18 protein-coding genes and 1 pseudogene are annotated in these 21,887 nt (G+C 37.2%); 12 read left to right on the top strand and 7 right to left on the bottom strand.

Annotation, left to right across the window (positions count from 1 at the left end; all coding sequences use genetic code 11):
• Positions 1 to 2 precede the first annotated feature (2 nt).
• A complete protein-coding gene (locus tag ABMA79_RS13580) occupies positions 3 to 764 on the top strand; it encodes a hypothetical protein (protein ID WP_393061674.1) in 762 nt (253 codons plus the stop codon).
• Between the two features lie 8 nt (positions 765 to 772).
• The gene (locus tag ABMA79_RS13585; RefSeq protein WP_393093273.1) at positions 773 to 1,213 is read left to right on the top strand and encodes a hypothetical protein; all 441 of its coding nucleotides are present in this window, start codon (positions 773 to 775) and stop codon (positions 1,211 to 1,213) included.
• 35 nt (positions 1,214 to 1,248) lie between these two features.
• Here ABMA79_RS13585 and ABMA79_RS13590 read toward each other — a convergent pair whose 3' ends face one another.
• The gene (locus ABMA79_RS13590) at positions 1,249 to 2,436 is read right to left on the bottom strand and encodes a hypothetical protein (protein WP_393093275.1); all 1,188 of its coding nucleotides are present in this window, start codon (positions 2,434 to 2,436) and stop codon (positions 1,249 to 1,251) included.
• A 201-nt stretch (positions 2,437 to 2,637) separates the two neighbouring features.
• Here ABMA79_RS13590 and ribD point away from each other — a divergent pair, with 201 nt between their 5' ends.
• The 4 genes and pseudogenes from ribD to ribE all read left to right on the top strand — a co-directional run bounded on the left by ribD (position 2,638) and on the right by ribE (position 5,521).
• Positions 2,638 to 3,771: a bifunctional diaminohydroxyphosphoribosylaminopyrimidine deaminase/5-amino-6-(5-phosphoribosylamino)uracil reductase RibD gene (gene ribD, locus ABMA79_RS13595; RefSeq protein ID WP_393093278.1), complete on the top strand. Its 1,134-nt coding sequence runs from the start codon at positions 2,638 to 2,640 to the stop codon at positions 3,769 to 3,771.
• Positions 3,771 to 4,421, top strand: coding sequence for a riboflavin synthase (locus tag ABMA79_RS13600; protein WP_392861318.1), 651 nt, complete (start codon positions 3,771 to 3,773; stop codon positions 4,419 to 4,421). The genes ribD and ABMA79_RS13600 overlap by 1 nt, the downstream gene beginning before the upstream one ends.
• Positions 4,414 to 5,013 (top strand): annotated as a pseudogene (gene ribB / locus ABMA79_RS13605) (3,4-dihydroxy-2-butanone-4-phosphate synthase); the annotation flags it as partial. The gene ABMA79_RS13600 and the pseudogene ribB, both read left to right, overlap by 8 nt.
• Positions 5,014 to 5,053: 40 nt before the next feature.
• Positions 5,054 to 5,521: a 6,7-dimethyl-8-ribityllumazine synthase gene (gene ribE / locus ABMA79_RS13610; protein WP_392861316.1), complete on the top strand. Its 468-nt coding sequence runs from the start codon at positions 5,054 to 5,056 to the stop codon at positions 5,519 to 5,521.
• 169 nt (positions 5,522 to 5,690) lie between these two features.
• Here the strand turns inward: ribE and ABMA79_RS13615 are convergent, their stop codons facing one another.
• The 6 genes from ABMA79_RS13615 to mfd all read right to left on the bottom strand — a co-directional run bounded on the left by ABMA79_RS13615 (position 5,691) and on the right by mfd (position 15,473).
• Positions 5,691 to 6,434 carry a TrmH family RNA methyltransferase gene (locus ABMA79_RS13615; protein WP_392861314.1) on the bottom strand — a complete coding sequence of 248 codons (744 nt, stop codon included), beginning with the start codon at positions 6,432 to 6,434 and terminating at the stop codon, positions 5,691 to 5,693.
• Positions 6,431 to 9,238, bottom strand: coding sequence for an excinuclease ABC subunit UvrA (gene uvrA / locus ABMA79_RS13620; RefSeq protein ID WP_393093281.1), 2,808 nt, complete (start codon positions 9,236 to 9,238; stop codon positions 6,431 to 6,433). The genes ABMA79_RS13615 and uvrA overlap by 4 nt, the downstream gene beginning before the upstream one ends.
• Complete coding sequence (locus ABMA79_RS13625; RefSeq protein WP_393093284.1) at positions 9,228 to 10,085, bottom strand: PdxA family protein; 858 nt, start codon at positions 10,083 to 10,085, stop codon at positions 9,228 to 9,230. Before ABMA79_RS13625 ends, uvrA begins: the two co-directional genes overlap by 11 nt.
• Before the next feature lie 5 nt (positions 10,086 to 10,090).
• A complete protein-coding gene (locus ABMA79_RS13630) occupies positions 10,091 to 11,011 on the bottom strand; it encodes a hypothetical protein (RefSeq protein WP_393093287.1) in 921 nt (306 codons plus the stop codon).
• 90 nt (positions 11,012 to 11,101) lie between these two features.
• Positions 11,102 to 11,908 carry a peptidylprolyl isomerase gene (locus tag ABMA79_RS13635; protein WP_392861307.1) on the bottom strand — a complete coding sequence of 269 codons (807 nt, stop codon included), beginning with the start codon at positions 11,906 to 11,908 and terminating at the stop codon, positions 11,102 to 11,104.
• 85 nt (positions 11,909 to 11,993) lie between these two features.
• Entirely contained in the window at positions 11,994 to 15,473 is a 3,480-nt protein-coding gene (gene mfd / locus ABMA79_RS13640; protein WP_393093290.1) for a transcription-repair coupling factor, read from the bottom strand.
• 167 nt (positions 15,474 to 15,640) lie between these two features.
• Here mfd and ABMA79_RS13645 point away from each other — a divergent pair, with 167 nt between their 5' ends.
• Genes ABMA79_RS13645 through ABMA79_RS13670 form a run of 6 tightly spaced genes read left to right on the top strand, consistent with a single transcriptional unit; the run spans position 15,641 to position 21,875 of the window.
• Positions 15,641 to 16,057, top strand: coding sequence for an NADH-quinone oxidoreductase subunit A (locus ABMA79_RS13645; RefSeq protein ID WP_103218560.1), 417 nt, complete (start codon positions 15,641 to 15,643; stop codon positions 16,055 to 16,057).
• Entirely contained in the window at positions 16,057 to 17,265 is a 1,209-nt protein-coding gene (nuoH, locus tag ABMA79_RS13650) for an NADH-quinone oxidoreductase subunit NuoH (RefSeq protein WP_392861304.1), read from the top strand. Before ABMA79_RS13645 ends, nuoH begins: the two co-directional genes overlap by 1 nt.
• Before the next feature lie 18 nt (positions 17,266 to 17,283).
• On the top strand, positions 17,284 to 17,817 hold the full coding sequence (locus ABMA79_RS13655) for an NADH-quinone oxidoreductase subunit J (protein ID WP_393056979.1): 534 nt from the start codon (positions 17,284 to 17,286) through the stop codon (positions 17,815 to 17,817).
• Positions 17,814 to 18,119, top strand: a complete 306-nt coding sequence (nuoK, locus tag ABMA79_RS13660; RefSeq protein ID WP_103218558.1) for an NADH-quinone oxidoreductase subunit NuoK — start codon at positions 17,814 to 17,816, stop codon at positions 18,117 to 18,119. The genes ABMA79_RS13655 and nuoK overlap by 4 nt, the downstream gene beginning before the upstream one ends.
• A gap of 21 nt (positions 18,120 to 18,140) precedes the next feature.
• Positions 18,141 to 20,324 carry an NADH-quinone oxidoreductase subunit L gene (locus ABMA79_RS13665; RefSeq protein WP_392861302.1) on the top strand — a complete coding sequence of 728 codons (2,184 nt, stop codon included), beginning with the start codon at positions 18,141 to 18,143 and terminating at the stop codon, positions 20,322 to 20,324.
• Between the two features lie 18 nt (positions 20,325 to 20,342).
• Complete coding sequence (locus ABMA79_RS13670) at positions 20,343 to 21,875, top strand: NuoM family protein (protein ID WP_392861301.1); 1,533 nt, start codon at positions 20,343 to 20,345, stop codon at positions 21,873 to 21,875.
• The last annotated feature ends 12 nt before the right edge of the window (positions 21,876 to 21,887 follow it).

Consider the following 21,887-nt stretch of genomic DNA (forward strand, 5'->3'; position numbering starts at 1 on the left):
AAATGGATAAGGTTTTTCTAGAAAGACCTTCGGTAAACGAAGTTTTGCGGGACAAGATCAGAAAGTACAAAAAAGAGCATTCCCGCTTAAGTAGCAATCAAATTGCTAGAAGGCTTGGACTTCCACCTTCTACATTTCACCGCCTAGAAATGGGCGATGTTAAAAACCCTGGCCTCGACATTTGTGTCACAGTCCTCAATGGCCTGTGCTCAAAAAAAGAGACTGCAGAGTTCGTGAGGGAATACTTCCCTGAGGTCCATGAGAGTTTGTATGGGCATTTCTATGAAGTTCAAACACAGAACACAATTACTGGAAATGAAATACAGTATTTCAAAGATGAATCTACTTATAAGATGATGATTAAAGCTTCAACTTACTATGGCTTAAGTGAGAATGAAGTACTTCAAGAGTATGGTAGACATGGTCATAAAATTTTTATGAAATTAGCGTCAGATGGTGTTTTGAAGAATAAAGATGGTAGATTTTATCACTCAGACGAGCTTCAGCGTATAGATACAGAAGCCACATTGTCTTTAACTAACTTAGTTTATAGTGAAATGTTAACAGAGGTTAGAGTTCATGGTGATCCACTCGCAAGTAAGGCAGATATTTGTTATCAGTCAGTTGATGCTAAGAAAGTAAAAGATGAGTTAAAACAACTTGCATCAGAGTTCTCATATAATGTTAGAAAAATTATGTTATCACCGGACAACCGTGGTGAAGATGTATTCTTTGTTAGTAGCTTAGTAAGAAAAATTAATTAGGAGTTAATATGAAATATGTAATTATAATCTTTGCGATTTTTTCAGTATATGCGAATGGCGGTGTTATTGGTGGAACTGATACTCTCGCTCCCGCTGGAAAGTCGGGCGTAATTGGAGATGTTGATACTTTAAGAAAATTGCCAAGTATTATTGATATTAAAAACAATGATTCTTTATATTTAGACTTATCAAGCAGAACGTTGCTTAAGTCAGGTGATTTTGATTTTGATTCAACTAATAATAGGTGGATACTTAAAACTAGAGAACGCATTCTTAGCGTTAAAAGCATTGAATTAATTGATGAGTATCAAGACAAACAAATTGAAGTCCTAGATTATTCTTCGAATATTAAAAAGAGTTTAAAAAATATGGGAACTAGAATGTTGGAAAGAAGAATTAAAATGGGCGTTAAATTTAAAAATTTCAAGTTCAAAGATTTTAATTATTAATTCACTTTAAAAAGAGCGGAGAATTTTCGCTCTTTTTATTTACAAATGTCCAATTTTATAAATTCACTATTATTCTTAGGTAGTTTATATGTCTGATTAATTACATCACCAGTGAATGGGTTCTTAACATAATGCTTTTCTAGATTGTTAATGTTTCCATAGTATTTCAAATAATTATAATCTTTATATTTCTGCTGTATTCCACTTCTAAGAGGTATGTTAACTTTAGATTTAGGTATATATGATGCTATCAGTTTATCAATAAGAACAGACTCATTATTAAACTCTAAAATACGATTATCGAGCTTTAGCTTAAATAATTTATCCTCTGCTTCGAAGTTCATATTTTTGTAACATTTTAAAGTTGTTTTAAACTCCATCGTCTTCTCATTGAAAGATATAGTTTCTTGAACATTATCAGCATCATTAAGAGGATAAGAGGCTGCAAGATAACCAAATATGAAGGCATCCTCTGATATTAGGCTTAGGCTAATCTTGTCAATTTTATTTAATATATTGGTTTTAAAATAAATACCCTCAAGACTAACACCCTCATACAACGCAATCTCTTCATGCTTCTTAGTTAGAAAACCAATAACATTTCCGTCTTGAGAAATGAGTGAGCCGTCTTTTACACCATCACAATTTTTGATGTTAAGAAGTTGGGACTCGTTGTCGAATGAGTTCGCGTAGGCAAGTGAAGCGTATGTAAGTTCACAGCTTTGTTTTGTAAGGACTCCAAATTTATCAAAGCTTAGTAGTTCTACAGTTTGATTTTCAGCATCTGGAATTGAGATTGATGCTTGAGTTTCAATTTCTTTAGAAGTTGTGAGCTTTAGTACTTTGTCATCAAATTCGTTGGATAGAGTCTCTTCAACAGACTCGACCTTGATGATCTCACCGGCCGTTGTTTGGACGTGAAATGTATTGTTAGCTTCGGCGCAGTTTTGTGAGATCAGAACTTCTGTTGCTGATTGAACAATTCCGGCACAAGTTACTGATTTGTCGTTTGTTTTAACCGCAACAATCCCATCTGGGCAGTCATGGCCTTCGCAGAAATTTCCAACCTTGGCATTAAGAATGACCTTGTCTGAATGACCATCTGTTGGTTCCAACTGCGTTGTACTTGGCGTGTTGGTGCTTAAGAGCTTCTGGGCATCCTTTGAGCATGAGGCCATCGAGAAGGCTAAGATTAAAATAAGTGGTGCGATTAACTTGTTCATAAATCTAATTTAGCTAATATTTGAGAATTATTGCTTCTTAGTGAAATTTATTTATAGGGTGTAAAGAAGTCTGACAGTGTATAAGTGTCTGATATTATATTTGTTTGGCCTATGTTCGAAGCATGTGGCCTTATTGTGTTAAAAGTACCAACGTTCTGAATTTATGAGTGCGAGTTATGGCCATATATGTTATGAAAAGGCATGGAAAATCAGGCTTCTAGAGATATTGCTTATATGCAAATGGCGCTTAATCTAGCGAAATTGGGTGAGGGAACAACTTCTCCCAATCCGATGGTTGGTGCTGTTATTGTAAAGGATGGAATTGTACTTGGAAAAGGTTGGCATAAGAAGGCCGGGCTTCCACATGCAGAACCTGAAGCAATTGCTGATGTTGCCGAAGAACAAAAGGGCGAACTTAAGGGCGCAACTATTTATGTAACGCTTGAGCCTTGTTGTCACACGAATAAAAGAACTCCTCCATGTGCGCACGAACTTTTAAAACACGGTTTTGCTCGTGTTGTTGTTGCTTGTCTTGATCCAAATCCACAAGTTGCTGGCAATGGAATTAAGATTTTAGAAGCGGCGGGGTTAGAGTGCAAAGTTGGCGTCCTTGAAGAAGAATCGAAAGAGCTTAACCGCATCTTTTTTAAATCGATGCAAAGCAATCTTCCGTTTGTTCATCTTAAACTTGCGCAAACTCTTGATGGTAAGCTTTCGACGATGACAGGTGACTCAAAGTGGATTACAGACGAAAGCGCTCGCAAGATGGTTCACGCTTTTAGAAAGAGATATGACGGTGTCATGGTTGGTCGCAAGACTCTTAATAATGACGATCCAAGTTTAAATATTCGTTTTGGTCTTGATGATAGTGGCAAAATTCCATATCGAATTGTAATGGGTTCGATTTCAAAGATGGACCCACTTTCAAAAGTCTTTAATGACCAGCACACGAAGAAAACGATTATCGTGACAACGGGAGCAGACTATCAATCTGCGCCAGATGATGTCGTGAAGTTTTTTACTGAAAAGCAGATTCGCATTGTATTTGCTAAGTGTGAGAATAATGAAATTGTTATCGAAGATGCCATGGCACAACTAAAGGCCATTGGTGTTCAATCAATTCTGGTTGAAGGTGGCGGTATGCTTGCCTCGACAATATTGAAAAAGCAACTTGCTGATAAGATGACAATCTTTGTGGCCCCGAAAATTTTAGGGAATGGTATTGGTTACTATGATGAACAACTTGATTCCATGGCCGATGCTTTAAATTTTAAAAATGTAGAAGTTAAAAATATAGGATCTCAAGCAATGTTTGAGATTGATACGAGGTCATAGTGTTTACTGGACTAGTTAAAGAAATTGGAAAAGTTGTGAGTGTACGCTCTAATGCTGAGGGGAAACTTATTGAAGTAAGCTGTAAAGAGCTTCTCCCTGAAATTGCCATTGATGATTCAGTTGCAATCAATGGTGCATGCCAGACGGCCGTGAAAATTACGGACTCTACTTTTGTTGTGCAAACAGTACATACGAGTTTGGAGAAGACGACTCTTGGAAGTCTTAGGTCTGGTGAAGAGGTGAATCTAGAGCTTGCTCTTCGTGCAAGTGATCGACTAGGTGGTCACATCGTTCAAGGTCACGTCAATGATGTTGGACAAATTGTTCAAATTCAAAGTCGCGGGAACAATTACCTTGTGACAATTAAAGTGAATTCAAAGCAAATGAAATATATTGTGAAAGAAGGATCAATAACAATTGATGGGATTTCACTAACTGTGGCGGACGTCTTTAAGGCCGATTCGTCATTCCAGCTATCTATTATTCCACATACTTGGGAGAACACAGTTTTAAGAAATCGCAGTGTTCAGAGTTTGGTGAATATTGAAGTGGATATCCTGGGAAAATATATAGAAAACTTGCTTTTTAACGGTGCTAGACGTAGTAATGGAGCAAGCACACAAAATTTGGAGTCATTTCTAAATGATTAAATTTGATAAAATTGAAGAGGCCATTGAAGATATTCGTCTTGGGAAGATGGTCATTGTAATTGATGATGAAGATCGTGAAAACGAAGGTGACTTTGTTATGGCGGCAGATCGTATCACACCTGAAGCAATCAACTTTATGGCCACGATTGGACGCGGGTTAATTTGCGCACCAATCACGAAAGAGCGTGCCAATGAATTAGATCTTCCACTTATGGTGAAAGAAAACGATTCAGTACATCACACAGCATTCACTGTTTCTATTGATGCTGCAAATGGTGGAACAGGAATCTCGTGCCAAGATCGCGCCCTTACGATTTCACTTCTTGCTAATAAGAATTCAACGGCCGATAGCTTTATGAGGCCAGGTCATATTTTTCCACTGATTGCAAAAGACGGTGGAGTTCTTGAAAGAGATGGCCACACTGAAGCCGCTGTTGATATGGCCCGCATTGCTGGTTGTTATCCGGCAGGTGTTATCTGTGAAATCATGAGTGCAGATGGAACAATGGCCAAAGCTCCTGAGCTTGCTAAGATTGCCCAAGAGCACGGTTTAAAATTTGTAACGATTAAAGACTTAATTAAATATAGAAAAGAAGCACTTGGTGAAAGTGCTGAAAATTTAGGAGAAACACATGCCTAGAAATCTAGAAGGTAACTTAAATGCATCTGGAAAGAAATTTGCTGTTGTAGCTGGACGTTTTAACGAACTAATTACAAGCAAACTATTAGGTGGTGCAATTGATTGCATTAAAAGACACGACGGAAACGTTGATGAAATGGATATTGCTTGGGTACCAGGTGCCTTCGAAATTCCTCTAATTGCTCAAAGACTTGCAGCTTCTAAAAAATATGATGCTGTCATTACTCTTGGTGCTGTTATTCGTGGATCAACTCCACACTTTGACTTTGTTTCAAATGAAGTTGCTAAAGGGATTTCAAAAGTATCACTTGAGACAGGAGTTCCTGTAACTTTTGGTGTTCTTACAGTTGATACAATTGAGCAAGCGATTGAAAGAGCAGGAACAAAAGCTGGAAACAAAGGTTGGGAAGCTGCGATGTCTGCAATTGAAATGGCGACGCTTCTTAAATCAATCGACTAATTAATTTTGAAAATATAGTAAAAGAAAAGGCCACTACGACAGTGGCCTTTTTTATTGGAAAAAAACGAAAAAGATACAAACTCTATCGGTGTGTGGTGATGAGCTTATGGGCCTAAGTTATAGACTATCATCACCAATGTCAGGTTAATAAAGATAAATAAAAATCTAATTAAAAGATCGAATGATAAAGAAAAATTGAAGCTGCACTCGCAGCATTTAAGTGCGCCACATAATTTGTAATAGGTATAAAGAGTTTTTTATCGCAAGCGTCAATAACTTCACGATCCATACCATTACCCTCATTTCCAATAATTAAGGCAACTTTTTGCGGATACTTAAAGTCTGTAATCGGTAAGGCACCCTCTTCGTTGGCCGTAGCACAAACTGAATAACCAAGTTGTTGAAGTAAAGAAATGTCTTCAATAATGTTAAGTGACTTACATATATTCGCTTCAAATGCATTTCCCATTGATACTCTAATACAACGTCTTAGATAGGGAGAAGCACTCTTCGCATCATAAATAATATTATCAAATCCAAAGGCCATTGCTGCTCTCGTCATCGTTCCAACATTTTCAGGTGACGTAACACCGTTAAAGATAAGAATCTTGTCGCCAAGCTCATCAATCTTTTTAAGGCCATTAGTTCTAACCTTAGCAAGTATTCCATGATGGAGTTTAAAGCCAGTGATTTCTTCTAGCTCTTTCTTATCTTTTATTAAAACATGCTTACAGTTTTGATCGATTAATTCTTTGTTGGCATCATAGAATTCTTGAGTCGCAATGATCTTTTCAACTTCGTGATTAGAACGAAGTGCTTTGCAAACAACCTTTTCTGTTTCAGCGATACAGTAATCATCTTTAATAAGATTCTTATCCTTTAAATTATAAAATTCTTCAAAACCATTTATCACTTCAGAATTTCCTTTAAAAATTTACCAGTATGTGACGTCTTAATTTTCGCAATCTCTTCCGGTGTTCCTGTACCCACAATTGTTCCACCTCGGTGTCCACCTTCAGGGCCGAGATCAATTATTTGGTCAGCGACTTTAAGTACATCTAGATTGTGTTCAATAATAAGAACAGAGTTATCGCTTTCAACAAGTTCATTGATTGCTTTCATAAGAACCTTAATATCTTCAAAATGAAGACCTGTTGTAGGCTCATCAAGAACATAGAGAGTATGACCTTTCGTTGACTTTGCAAGCTCTCTTGCCAGCTTTAGTCTTTGCGCCTCTCCACCAGAAAGTGTTGTAGCTGGTTGACCAAGAGTCATATATCCAAGACCGACATCATTCATGGTCTTTAGAATTTTACCAAGTCTTCGGTGGTTCTTGAAGAATTCGTATCCTTCTTCAATTGTCATCTCAAGAATGTCAGCGACTGACTTTCCTTTGTAGAGAACAGAAAGAGTTTCATTATTATAACGACGTCCATTACATTCATTACAAGTTACATAAACATCTGGTAGAAAGTGCATCTCAATTTTTTGAGTTCCATTTCCTTCACACTCTTCACAGCGCCCACCTTTAACATTGAAGCTAAAGCGTCCTGGCTTATAGCCGCGAATTTGTGATTCACTTGTTGCGGCAAATAGCTTTCTTACATCATCAAATAGACCTGAGTAAGTTGCAGGGTTTGAATGAGGTGTACGGCCAATAGGTGATTGGTCTAATTCAATAACAGTTTTGATTTTTTCTAGGCCAGTAATTGATTTGTAATTGGCCTTTTCATATATTGAGCGGTTAATGCGAGTTAATTTACTCTTTACTGCAGGAATGAGAACTTCGTGTACTAGAGTTGATTTTCCCGAACCAGATACACCACTGATACAAACGAGTCCTCCAAGCGGAAAGTCCACGTCGACTTTCTTTAGGTTATTATGTTGAGCGCCTCTAAGTTTGATGAACTCATTAAGCTTGCGCCTCTCGCTAGGAACTTCGATTTTAACTTTGTGATTTAGGTAGTCGGCAGTAAGAGATTTCTTCTTTAAGAAATTTTTAGTTGTCGCATGAGCAACAATTTCTCCACCGTGAACACCGGCCCCTGGTCCCATATCAATGATATAGTCACTGGCCTTCATTGTATCTTCATCGTGTTCAACAACGAGGACAGTATTTCCAAGATCACGCAGCTCTTTTAATGTATGAATCAGTCTTACGTTATCTCTTTGATGAAGTCCGATACTAGGCTCATCTAAGACATAGAGAACACCTGAAAGAGCAGAACCAATTTGAGTGGCAAGGCGAATACGTTGTGACTCACCACCACTTAAAGTTCCAGCTGAACGATTAAGTGTTAAATAATCAAGGCCTACATCATTTAAAAATTTAAGGCGTGAAGTAATTTCAATCAGTAGCTTGGCACCGATCTTTTCTTTGATACCTTCTAGCTTTAAATCCTTAAAGTATTCATAAGTTTCACTAAGTGGTACTTCACAAAGTTCAATAATATTTTTTTCACCAACTTTCGTACTTAAGGCAATTGTATTAAGACGACGGCCATTACACTCAGAACATTTTTGAACACGCATACTCTTTTCAAGTTCAGAACGCACTCTTTCAGAAGTCGATTCTTGATACTTCTTATCGAGCCAGTTGATTAGGCCAGGGAATGGTTTTGAGAATTCAAAGACAGAATTTTCTGATTTGAACTTATAGGTATAAACCTTATCAGTACCTTCCGTTAGGATTTTAAATATTTTCTTTGGCATTTTTGAAAGAGGAAGTTTTAAATCAAAACCTTCTTCTTTAAGCATGCACTCAACCATCTTGTGAAGGAAGTTATTCTTCTTAGTTAAAAGTGGAATTGCTCCCTTAAGAACAGGTAGAGAGTCATCGAAGATAATCTCGCTAAGTACAAATTCTTTTGATTCACCAAGTCCGTTACACTTTCCGCAAGCACCAACAGGTGAGTTGAAAGAGAAGAGTCTTGGTTCAAGATCAGGGAAAACTTCTCCTGTTACGTGAGACATATTGATCTCAGAATATGTATGGTATTCATCATCAATCATGACGTGAATAATTCCATTACCAAGTTTAAGTCCTAGTTCAACTGAATCAGTTAAACGTTTTTCAATATCGGCCTTAACAAGGATACGATCGATAACGACTAGGATTTCATCAGATGCTTTAAGAGATTTTATTTCGCTACTATCAAGAAGCATGATTTCATCATTTACGATAAAACGAGAAAACCCCATCGATAGGTACTTTGCCATCTGCTGTTCAAGTGCCTTCTTCGTTTCATCAGTTATTTCTACTGTGATATGAAGTTTTGTTTTCTCCGGTAGATCCATAAGATCACGTGTGATCTGTCCTGGAGTGTAGCTAATAACTTTTTCACCGTTATTTGGATCGTAGAGATCACCGACTCTAGCAAAGAGTACTCTCATATAATCATAGACCTCAGTAATAGTACCTACTGTTGATCTTGGGTTCTTGTTTGTTGTCTTCTGGTCAATGGCAATGGCCGGTGAAAGGCCAGTGATCGATTCAACATCTGGTGCTTGCTGCTGGCCAAGAAATTGCCTTGCATAAGATGAAAGAGATTCAATATAGCGTCTTTGTCCTTCGGCATAGATTGTATCAAAGGCGAGGGAGCTCTTTCCCGAACCAGAAGGACCGGTAATAACAGTCAATTGATTCTTGGGAATATCAATCGTGACGTCTTTTAAATTGTGAACACGTGCTTTTACGACTTTAATTTCATTGTTCATTTTTTATAACCTTTAAAGCTAACTTTAAAACATAGTAGCAGCCCATATAATTGGCACAATCTTTTCCATAGAGATCAAAGGCCGTACCGTGATCAACACTTAGACGAAGATAGGGCATACCTAAGGTGATATTGGCACCCTTAGATTTAAACATCGTCTTAAATGGTGCAAGACCTTGATCGTGGTACATATAGACGTAGAGCTTATCACTTGCAAAACTATCATTTAGAAAGAGACCGTCTGCAGGTAGAGGGCCAATAATTCTTTCATCGATATCGAGTTCTTTAATTGCTCTAATAATCTCTTTTTCTTCGCTACCAAGAATACCACCTTCTCCGGCATGTGGATTAATACCAGAAATAATGACATCATTTAAATGGCCAAAATATTTTTTGTAATTATCAACACAAATCTTAATCTTGTTGTGAATAAGATTATGATTTATTTTTGTGGTCACATCCTTAAGAGGAATGTGATCGGTAATTAAAAGTACATTGGCATCATACGACTTAAAGAACATCACAAGATTTTCATTTTGATATCTCTTGCGAAAGTATTCAGTGTGTCCTGACACAGGCTTGCCTTCAAAGAATAATTCATTCTTTGTCGTAGGCATGGTTACTAAAATGTCATTAGGCCCACAAAGATCACAAGCTTGCTCAAGGGCATTATGTGAATAGGGGCTTTGAACTAGTGTATGATTTAATTCGGCAGGTAATTGATTTTTAAATTCTTCACCAACAAAGAGGTGGAATTTAGACTGCTGACTTGATGATAGAAGGCTCCAAGCTTTTAAAAAAACTTCAAGTCCTATTCCTCTTTCATGGCCAGCAGTAACATAGATCATTTCTTCTATAATGTTTTTACATAGTGATTTGCTTTTTCGCGTTCAAACCACATTCTTGTAACTTCTTTTGCTTTTGCTTCATATAGTTGAGCTCTAATTCGATTCTTAGCATTTTGAAATAGAGAAGATTCAACAACATCACGAGTTTTTACATAGAAGATATGTGTTTCACCCATCATATTAATTGGTAGAGTGAATTGTCCTTCTTGTGTTTTATTGAGAAGCTTTTGTAACTCTGCAGTTAGGCCATCGGCCGTGATATCACCAAGAGTTGAAGTTTCAATTGAGCCGTACTTACTTGGTAGGGGTCCACCTTTTTGGAAAGACTCCATAGTCTTTTTAAATTTAGAGTAGTCTTTCTTTGTGACAATTGATTCATCGATTGAGAAGTCCACAAGAGTATAGCGATAAGAAACAGTCTTATTATTTACGTTTTCCTTGAAGAACTCGTTCTTAATTTCTTGTTCACTGACAGAGATAAGAGGGATGATTACAACTGAGTTGAAGTGGTTAAACTCAATGGCCTCTTTATTTAGTTCAAAGAACTCTTCAAAGTTTGTATTTGATTTCTTTAAGAAGGCGATAAGGTCATTTCGGCTAAGCCCAAGTCTTTGCTCTTTTCTCTTAATCTCTTTCTCTACAGTTGAGTCTGAAATTACATATCCCTGCTCAGCAAGAGTTGAGCGAATGATGTATTTTCTAATAATAAGATCTGCGACTGCCTTATCTGTATATTTCATATCTTTCTTGTAGATAAATGGTGAAATATTTTGGCGAATAGGAAGTGATTTCTTCACACGCTCGATCATTGATTTTGTGATGACGTGTTCATCAACTACTGCCGTAATCTTATCTAATAGTTTTGTATTCTTTGCTTGTAAGTTTAATGTTGAAAAAAGTAGGGCCAAAAAAAGAAAAAGCCTCATGAACACCTCTTATTACTGTTCTTTCATCGATGAAGTATAGAACAATAATTTATCGTGCCCATGAGGCTTGTGCAAATTATTTAATCTGAATTACTTTAGATTTTTGTCTAAAATTTTAATATTGGCTTTTTTACGTAAGCCTGCGAAATAATCTTCAATAATTCTATCGCGCTTCCTGTCATAAACAAACTTCTTGTAAGCGCCCATATTGATCTCTTCGTACTTTTTCACACCAAGAACCTTAATTACATGGTAACCAAGTTGAGTACGAACCGGACGTGTAATAAATCCATCTTTCTTTCCCTTAATGGCCGCAAAATACTCTGGTGCCATAAAGAAAGCTGGTTGATATCCTACGTCACCACCAGTATGAGCGTTTGGTGATTGTGAATACTTATTAGCTAATTCAGCAAATTTAGCTGGCTCTTGAGTTACTTGCTGATGAATTTCGAAAATCTTCTTTTGAGCAGCATTAATTTCATTTTCTGATGGAGCAACTCTTACTCTTAGTAAGATATGTGCTGTACGATATTCTGGATATTCACTATAGAATTTCTTTACATCTGCATCTGTTACTTTAATCTTTTGGAATTCACCTTCTAGATCTTTTGAAACTTGAGCATTGAAGATGACTTCTTCTAGCTTTCTAACAACGATAGGGTCTTTATCAAGCTTTGCTTTCTTGGCCTTTTCAACACCTAGCTTTTTGTTGATTAGGTCTGTAAGAACTCTCTTCATCGTTACAGGATCATCAGAAACAACATACTTATTTAGTAGGTATGCTTGGTCTAATTCTTCCTTCGTGATTTTTTGACCATTAACTTCAGCTACAACTTTCTTTGGTGCAGCTTCAAGTCCTAGTGCAAGTAGTAAAACTAAGATGATTTTACCGTACATATAGATATCCTTTTCAAATTATAGAAATCAAATTCTTAAACTATATCTAATTGTACCAAAAATTCTTAAAAACTTATAAATTTCACTAAGATGGAACTATTTTTTCCGCAATTTCCTGACAGAACTCGACTAATCCACTCGGAGATATTGTGCTTTTATTAGTGAAAATCAGTTTGAAGTCTGGCGTGAAACGATATTTTCGTGGCATTCCTAAGAAATTATTTAAAATATTATTTCGAAGCTGTTCATTGGCCTCAACGACATTTTGATCAAATTGAAAAACGATCGTGTTATCAATTAGCTGCGCTGATTTTACGCCACAAGGCATCAGGTACGAGCGAGCTTCGAGAATGGCAATCAGCTGATTAAATTCTTCAGGCCCTGGGCCGTAGATATCAAAGATTGTTTCTTTTAAAGCAGTGATTTCATCAATTGATTTTGAATTTGATAATTGCTTGTAATATTTTAAACGCTCACTTGATTCACTAATAAAGTGGGCAGGAATAAAGGCCGCAAATGGCGTGTTAATTTCAATATCTTTTGTGATGACTTTCTTTTCACCACGAAGTTCTTGAATCGCTTCTGTTAGAAGCTCCATATAAAGTTCAAGACCTATGGCCTCAATATGTCCAGATTGGTGTGCGCCGAGAATATCTCCGGCACCGCGAATTTCAAGGTCACAATTGGCAATTTGGAAACCACTTCCCATATCTGCATATGTCTGTAGGGCCTTAAGTCGCTTGGCCGCAACTTCTGTAATATTGCGATTATTTGGAACAACAAAGTAGCAGTAGGCCTTCTTATCAGATCGGCCAATTCGACCACGCAGCTGGTGAAGTTGTGCAAGGCCGTAGCGATCAGCACGATCAACAATCATTGTGTTGGCATTTGGAATATCAATTCCTGATTCAATAATAGTAGTCGAAATAAGAATCTGGTATGCACCGTTGTAGAAAGCGGAGATACGAGACTCAAGTTCTTTTTCTGCCATCTGTCCGTGAGCAAAAACAATCTTTGCTTCAGGAACGAGTTCTCTAATATAGGCCGTGTAATTTTCAATATCTTGTACGCGATTGTGGACAATAAAGACCTGGCCACCACGCTTTAGTTCACGATTAATTGCCGATTGGATTGTGTGATCATCTTCTTTAATCACATATGTCTTAATCGACTGTCTTCTAGGAGGAGCCGTCTTAATAAGAGCAAGATCTTTAAGTCCTAAGAAAGATAGTTGTAGTGTCCTAGGAATTGGCGTTGCCGTTAATGTTAAGAAGTCAACTGATGACTTTAGAAGTTTAAGTTGGTTTTTATGGCCAACACCAAAGCGTTGTTCTTCATCAACAATGACAAGTCCTAGGTCTTTATAACGAATGGTTTTACCTAGAAGTTTATGAGTACCAACGATAATATCAATTTCGCCTTTTTCTAATTTTTCTTTCGTTTCTTTTTCATCCTTTCCTGTTTTAAAACGAGAAAGGTAATCGATACGAACTGGGAACTTTTCAAAGCGTTTAACAAATGAATTATAATGTTGAAGCGCAAGAACTGTTGTCGGAACTAAGACCGCAACCTGTTTACCATCAAGAACAGCTTTAAAAGCTGCACGCATGGCGACTTCTGTTTTTCCAAAACCAACATCTCCACAAACTAGAAAGTCCATCGCTGTACTTGCTTGCATCTTATCAATAACAGAATCAATAGCGTTCTTTTGGTCTGGTGTTTCATTAAAAGGAAATGAAAGCTCAAACTCTTTAAAGTCATGATCTGGAGGAGAAAATTGAAAGGCCTTGGCCGATGCTCTTTCGGCCTGAAGTTTTAAGAGGTCAAAAGCTAACTTCTTAATAGATTCACGTGCTCTAGAAGTTAGGGCCGAGAATTTATTTGTTCTTAAGCTGTCGACATTGACATTCAGTTCTCCGCCGGCATGCTTTTGAATAAGATTCATCTTATAAATTGGTACGAATACTTTATCATTACCTTTATAAAGAAGAACGAGGTAGTCCGTTTTAGAGCCACCAATATCCATTGCTTCTAAGCCTAAGTACTTTCCGATACCGTGTTTAGAGTGAATTACGAAGTCACCTTCTTTAAGAGAGGCCAGCTGTTCTGCAAAGAGATCATAGTCGTGAATCTTTGAAACCTTGGCCTTGTCTCTTCTAATTGAAAATAAATCACTATCTGAAATTGTAAGTAATTTATCACTAGGGTAGAAGAATCCTTCACTTAATTTGAAAGGAACAAATTCGATACGTTTCTTGATTTCACCATCTACTTCAAATGTTTCAATTAAGTGTTCAATTTCTTTTCGAGAATTTTCATTTTGAATTGTGAAAATAATTTTCCCGGAGTATTTGAATTCACTTTTAATATGCTTAAAGAGTCCTGTTAAAAACTCTTTTTTAACTAAGTAGTTAATGTCGTGATAAGAGATATAAGACTTGAAAGGCCTAAACCCAAGATCAACGATATTACTGTCATTATCAAGGTTAACAGTAATATTTAAATGATTGAGATTTAAACAAGCGATATCTTTTAAACGATCAATTGTTGATAAGTCGTAAAAATATTTTGGTTCTGGAAGTAACTCTTCACAGTCTTCAAAATCTCTAGCGAGGTCATCACAGTAATTTGAAAAATAGTCTTCAACATTGTCACGATCAAAGATTGAAATAATCCAATTTTCGTTAATGTAGTCGAGAAGTGTTGCTGTTTCATTTTCATTAAAAAATAAAGGCGTATAGATTGGATGATTTTCAAAAAGCATTCCACTGGAAAGCTTGCTAAAAATATCATTACGTTTTTCTAATAAGTCTCTTTGATTGGCCCTTGGGCGAGGAATATTATTTCGTAAGTTATTTGAGTATTGTGACTCACAAAAAATAGTTGGCCCAGGTGCAATGATAATTGATTCAAGTTTCTTATCTTTAATAGTCTTTAAAGTTTCTTTATCAATTTCATAAATCTCTTCAATCATTTCATCAAAATAATGAATACGAATTGGATGATGACCAACAGGGTAGATGTCAAAAATCTCACCCTTTTTAGAAAATGTTCCTTGTTCTTCCACTGTAAAAGAAGAGCTGTATCCAAGCTGAACTAATTTTCCAGCTAACTCATCTGGAGAAATAATATCTGATTCATTAATTTCAATTTTAGTTTCATTGAAAAAGTTGGCCGGTGGAACTTTTAATCCAAGAGATTCTATTGAAGTGATAACTATTAATTCTTTATTTTCAGCACGAATAATTTTTTCTAATGCTGAGTGTCGGGCAAGTTGTGCACTTTCAGAGGCAAACATTCCCGAATAAGGTGACGCGTCTAGTCCTGGGTAGAAAACAAGTTTTGTTTTAGAAAAGCTCGTTTTTACAAGCTCGTAGAACTGTTCTGCGTCATCATAGTTTTCAAAAATAAATAAATTCGATGGATTAATTTTACCATTTTTTTCTTGTAATAAGAACTTAGCAAATGCCCAGTGCTCCCTATTAATACCGTCGATGGTAAGGTCGTGTTGCCTAGTGTCTAACCATGTTTCTAGTTTTGTGCGTAGTGGTGAAAATAAATCCATGTCGTTTTTTAACATAAAATATAGTGAGAACAAAGAATTTATGCATTGGCCCATGCGTTACTAAATAGAAGATATTACTCAAAAAAAGAGGGGCCAATTTATTTCCAAAGTGCTAGTAATCGTGTAATATTTGGGAACTTACTTTACTTATACATGGAGATAAATCGATGTCGCAAAACTTTGACGTCTATATGCCGGTGTTAATTTTAGCCGCTGTAGCAGTAGTCGCTTTCTTTGGAACATTACTTGTCGGTCGTCTTGTAAGGCCAAATAATCCAACAGAATTGAAACTTACGCCATACGAATGTGGTGAGGAACCAACTGGTACTGCTTGGTCTAACTTTAACGTTCGTTTCTATGTTATCGCTCTAGTATTCTTAATCTTTGATGTTGAAGGTGCTTTAATGTTCCCTGTTGCAACAGTTTATAAAAACTTTGTCGACATCGGGCAGGGTGGTGCAGTTCTTGGATCACTACTTCTATTCATTGTTATTTTAAGTTTAGGTTTAGTTTATTGCTGGAAGAAAGGTGACCTTGATTGGGTTAAGTCATTCCAAGCAAATATTAATGGAAAGGATAAATAATGAATTCAACGATTGTATCGTATTTATCACAAGCACCAGGCTATTCAATGGCCGTGGATGCACTATCAAAACTTTTAGGAACTGATGCAACTGGAATCGTAACTTTTTTACTATTCTTAGTTTTCTCATTAATCATCGTTGGTGCACTTGCAACAATTGGTGGTCTTGGTACTTACGCTGAAAGAAAGATTTCTGCCGACCTTCAAATGAGACAAGGTCCTAACCGTGTTGGTCCTTTTGGTATTCTTCAGTTTCTAGCTGATGGTGTGAAGATGATTCTTAAAGAGGACGTTGTTCCACGTGATGCGGACAAGTTCTTATTTAACATTGCACCACTTCTAGCTTTAGTTGGTGTATTCATGTCACTTGCTGTTGTACCATTCTCAAGCGGATTTACTCTTACACACCTTAATGTTGGTGTTTTCTACTTACTAGGTGTTTCTTCACTGGTTGGTGTTGGTATCTTCCTTGGTGGTTACGCATCTAACTCAAAGTGGTCAATGCTTGGTGGTATGAGGGGTGCTTCTCAAATCATCTCTTACGAAGTTCCAGTAACTCTTTCAATTCTTGCAATTGTAATCATGACTGGTTCACTATCATTTAAAACAATTACAGAAGCTCAAGGTGGTTTACCTCACCAATGGTTTGTTCTTCATAACCCATTTACTTTCATTGGGTTCTTCGTACTTTTTATCGGTGCACTTGCAGAAACAAACAGAGCTCCTTTTGACTTACCTGAAGCGGAATCAGAACTAGTTTCTGGTTACCACACTGAATTTACAGGTATGAAGTTTGCATTCTTTGCACTTGCAGAATACATCGAAGTTTTCGTTGTTTGTGGTGTTTGTGCTGCTTTATTCCTAGGTGGTTATCAAGTACCTTTTGGCCTTGGTTCAGGTGAATTCGTAAATAAATTAATTCCTTCAGCTCACCCAATGATCGGTAAGCAAATTGGAAACTTTTTACAACTTGGATCTTTCGTAACTAAGACACTTGCTCTTTATTACGTTGTAATTTGGATCAGATGGACACTACCAAGAATGAGAGTTGACTCTCTAATGGTACTTTGTTGGAAATATCTAACTCCAATTGCACTATTTAATATGATTGGTTGTGCTGTATGGCTTTACCTATTTAATGGTAAGTCTATGTGGGCAATTCTTGGAAAAGTAATCGCATCTGCATCTGCTGGTGCGGGCGGACACTAATATTTAAGGATATTTGAAATGTTTATTAACACAATGTTTTTAATTTCAGCAGCGGCTACAGTTATAGGAGCATTCCTTGTCGCCGTTTCAAAAAATTTAATGCATGCATGTATCTACCTTCTACTTACTCTTTTTGGAGTAGCTGGTCTTTATGCAACTCTAGGCGCTGACTTCTTAGCTGCTACTCAGTTAGTTGTATATGCTGGTGGTGTTGTTATTCTCATGCTATTTGCCATCATGTTAACTGGTGGGATTGAACAAGCTTACAATAAGCTGGGGATCAAGAAAGTAGCAGCAATGGGAACGACTAAAACGTACACTATTGCAGCAATCATGATGCTTGTAATCAGTTTTGTATTAATGAAAATCCTAGCACCTGTTTTAAAAATTCAAAAACATGTGCAACTGGAAGATATGCAATCAACAGTTGAAGAGATCGGAACTAAGCTAATTACGGATCACGTACTAGCTTTCGAAATTTCTTCAATCCTGCTTCTTGGAGCTCTTGTTGGTGCAGCAGTAATTTCTAGACCAAGGAGATTAAAAAAATGATGACTTTATCTTCTTACTTACTAATTTCTTTCTTCTTATTCCTTGCAGGTATTGCAGTAATGGTAGCGAGAAAGAATATTATCGCGATCCTTCTTGGTGTTGAGTTAATTTTAAACGCAGCTGCTCTTAATTTTGCTGCGTACACAAGATACGCAAACCAGAATATTGACGGAAATATCATGTCACTATTCATTATTATTGTTGCTGCTGCTGAAGCGGCCGTTGGTTTAGCAATCGTGATTCGTTTCTTCCAAGTTAAAGATTCGATTCATATTGATGATGCAACTGAACTAAAAAGTTAATTAGAGATATAAGGGAAAAAAATGGATTATACGATTTCAAGTATTGCTCCAATTGTTCTACTACCGTTCTTTGCTTTCGTGATTAATGCATTTATTGCATCACGCTTTACGAGAACTGCTGTAGCGATCAGTTGTGCAGCAATCGCAGGTTCGACAATTTATGCGTGGAGAATTTTTAGCGACTTCGTTTTCGGAACGTACTCTGCTGATTATCATATCCACAAAGTATTCACTTGGTTTGACCTAACTGGTGGTGGGCAAGAGTTCGTAGTAAACATGGGTATCTATATTGATAACATGACTGCTGTTCTTCTTATGATGGTTACGGCCGTTGCTACACTTATCCACGTTTTCTCAACTTGGTATATGAAAGATGACATGAACTACGGTAGAAACGGTCGTTTCTTCACTTATATGTCACTCTTTACTTCTGCAATGCTTGGTCTTGCACTTTCAGATAACTTATTTTCAGTATTTATCTTTTGGGAGCTTATGGGATTCTGTTCATACTCTCTAATCGGTCACTACTACGAGAAAGAAGTTGCTGGTGCTGCTAACGTTAAGGCCTTCATGACAACAAGAGTAGGGGATGTTTTCTTCCTACTAGGTATTGTTGCTCTTTGGACTGTTGTTGGTTCAGTAAGTTTTGTAGACCTATATAAAGCGATCGATGCTGGTGGATTAGCTGGTCAGGCGGTACTTGGTATCCCTCTAGCAACATTTGCTGGTTTCTGTATCTTTATGGGAACAATTGGTAAGTCAGCGCAATTCCCTTTAAACGTTTGGCTACCAGATGCGATGAACGGTCCAACTCCATGTTCAGCGCTAATCCACGCTGCGACAATGGTTGCTGCTGGTGTTTATCTATCACTAAGAATTTACCCGCTACTTGATGCTGGTGGGCTTTTAACTTTTGTTGCTTATATCGGTGGTATTACTGCTTTCGGTGCTGCAACAATTGCTCTTGTTCAAACAGACTTCAAAGCGGTACTAGCTTTCTCAACAATCTCTCAACTAGGATATATGGTTCTAGGTATTGGTGTTGGGTCATATAATGCTGCATTCATGCACCTGATTACACACGCTGTTTTCAAGGCGTGTCTATTCCTAGCTGCTGGTTCTGTTATTCACTCTCTACACGATCACCACACGCATGCTCACGTACAAGAGATGCCACGAATGGGTGGTCTAAGACATAAAATGAAATTTACTTGGTTTGCAATGTGGTGTTGTACTCTTGCAATCGCAGGTATTCCATTCTTCTCTGGTTTCGTATCGAAAGATAGAATCCTAGGGGATGCTTTAATTGAAGCACTTCACTCACCAGTAATGGTTGCTCCGGCAGTTCTTGGTTTCATGGGTGCTCTACTAACAGCTTTCTATATGTGTCGTATGATGTTCCTAGCTTTCCACGGTAAGCCAAGAGACAAAGAAGTATACGATCACTGTCATGAAGAAAAGCTTACTTGGAACAGAAACGTACCTCTACTTATCCTAGCTGTATTTACTCTAGGTGTTTGGTTCTCTGGTTCATTAACAGGACAAGGTTTTGTTAAAGTTGCAGATAAAGCAAACGGTAAGTATGAGTGGTTCCAAACTTTAATTCAAAAGCCTAAGAAAGGTCAGTTCGAAAACTATAAGCGTGAGCAACTTGGATCAATTGATGTACGTGAAAAAGGTACATTTACAACTTCTAAGTATGATTCAACTTACGGACTATCTGAAGAAGAAGCACACCACATCCACCAGGTTCACTATATTGGTGCTGGTATGTCGATTGTGATTGCTTTCTCTGGTGTATTCATCGCGATGATGATGTACCTATGGGGTAAATGGAATCCAGGTTTCTGGGTTAACTCATTTAACCGTTATTACAGAACACTACAAAACAAATATTTTATGGATGATCTTTATATTGGTGGCTTCATCAAGAAGGGACTTCTTCCGTTTAACAACCTATTAGCTAAGTTTGACATGGGGGTCTATGACAGATACGCAGTTGACGGTTGGGCAACGGTTACACGTTTTGTAATGAGAGTTTCAGCGTGGTTCGATAACTTATTTGTCGACACAATGATGGTAGATGGTACTGGGGCAAGTGTACGTTTATTCAACGTTATCTTAAGAACGATCCAAAACGGAAAGATCCAGTTCTACATCGCAATGATTATTTTAGTACTATTTGGTTATATTTTAGCTTTATAAGAGAATTAAGGAGTTACAGTGAACGCACATTCTAATCTATTAAGTTGGATTCTGTGGATGCCTATGATCGGTGTTCTTGGGGTACTTTTATTACCTAAGACGAAAGAGACGGCAATTAGAGTATGGTCTTTGATTAATACTGTGATCACACTTGTTTTATCAGGTTGTCTATACATGAAATTCGACAATACTGTGCCAGGTATGCAAGAGATGTTTACAATTAAACATTCTTGGATTTCGCAGTTTAACATTTTTTATCACCTAGGAATTGATGGTATTTCATTACCAATGGTTCTTTTAACTTCGCTTCTTTTTGCGATCTGTATCCTTTCTTCATGGACAGTTAAAAAGCAAGTTAAAGGTTACTTTGCATTACTACTAATGCTTCAATCAACTGTTTACGGTGTATTCTTATCAATGGATTTCTTCCTATTTTATGTTTACTGGGAAGTAATGCTAATCCCAATGTTCTTCCTAATCGGAATTTGGGGTGGTGAGAATAGAGAGTACGCAGCTGTTAAATTCTTCTTATATACATTCTTTGGTTCAATCCTAATGCTTGTTGGTATGGTTGCTCTATACTTCGTAACAGGACAAGGTGTTGATTCATTCAATATTCTAGCGCTTTCGGGCGGTAAATTTGTAAACGAGACTGTAAATATCTTTGGTATGGCACTTCCATTTGCAAAAGTATTCTTCGTAGCACTTTTCATTGGTTTCGCGATCAAAGTTCCAGTTTTCCCATTCCACACGTGGCTACCACACGCACACGTTCAGGCACCAACAGCGATCTCAGTTATCCTTGCCGGTGTACTACTTAAGATGGGTACTTATGGTTTCCTAAGAATTGCATTCCCAATCTTCCCATCAGCTTCTGTTTACTTTGCAGACGCAATTGCATGGCTAGGTTTAATTAACGTTATTTACGGTGCATTCTGTGCCATGGCACAAACAGATGTTAAGAAACTTGTTGCATACTCTTCAGTTTCTCACATGGGATTCGTAATGCTAGGTCTTGCTGCTATGACAGTTCAAGGTATGAACGGTGCTGTACTTCAGATGTTCAACCACGGTACTTCAACAGCTATGATGTTCCTTCTTATCGGTATTCTTTATGAAAGATCACACCACAGATGGATCGTTAGACCAGATGGAACAAAAGGTTTTGGTGGTCTTTATACACAACTTCCAAAGTTCTCAATTGTTTTCATCATCGCGATGTTCGCATCAATGGGTCTTCCAGGACTTTCAGGTTTCATCTCTGAAGCTCTAATTTTCCTAGGGATCTACAATAGATTTACAACAATCACTGTTCTTGCAGTTGTTGGTCTTCTTCTTGGTGCTGCTTACCTACTATGGATGTTCAAGAGAATGTTCTTTGGTGAGGTTATTGAAGAAAACAAATCTTATACAGATATGAATGCTAGAGAAATCTTCTACATGGTTCCACTATGTATTGCAGTAATCCTATTTGGTATTTGGCCATCTCCATTACTAGATATGATGAAGGCTTCTGTAGGTAAACTAGTTTCATTATTAGCGACTTTTTAATAGTCAATAGGT

It is taken from the genome of Halobacteriovorax sp. HFRX-2_2 (genome assembly GCF_043196705.1).
Classification (GTDB): Bacteria; Bdellovibrionota; Bacteriovoracia; order Bacteriovoracales; family Bacteriovoracaceae; genus Halobacteriovorax_A.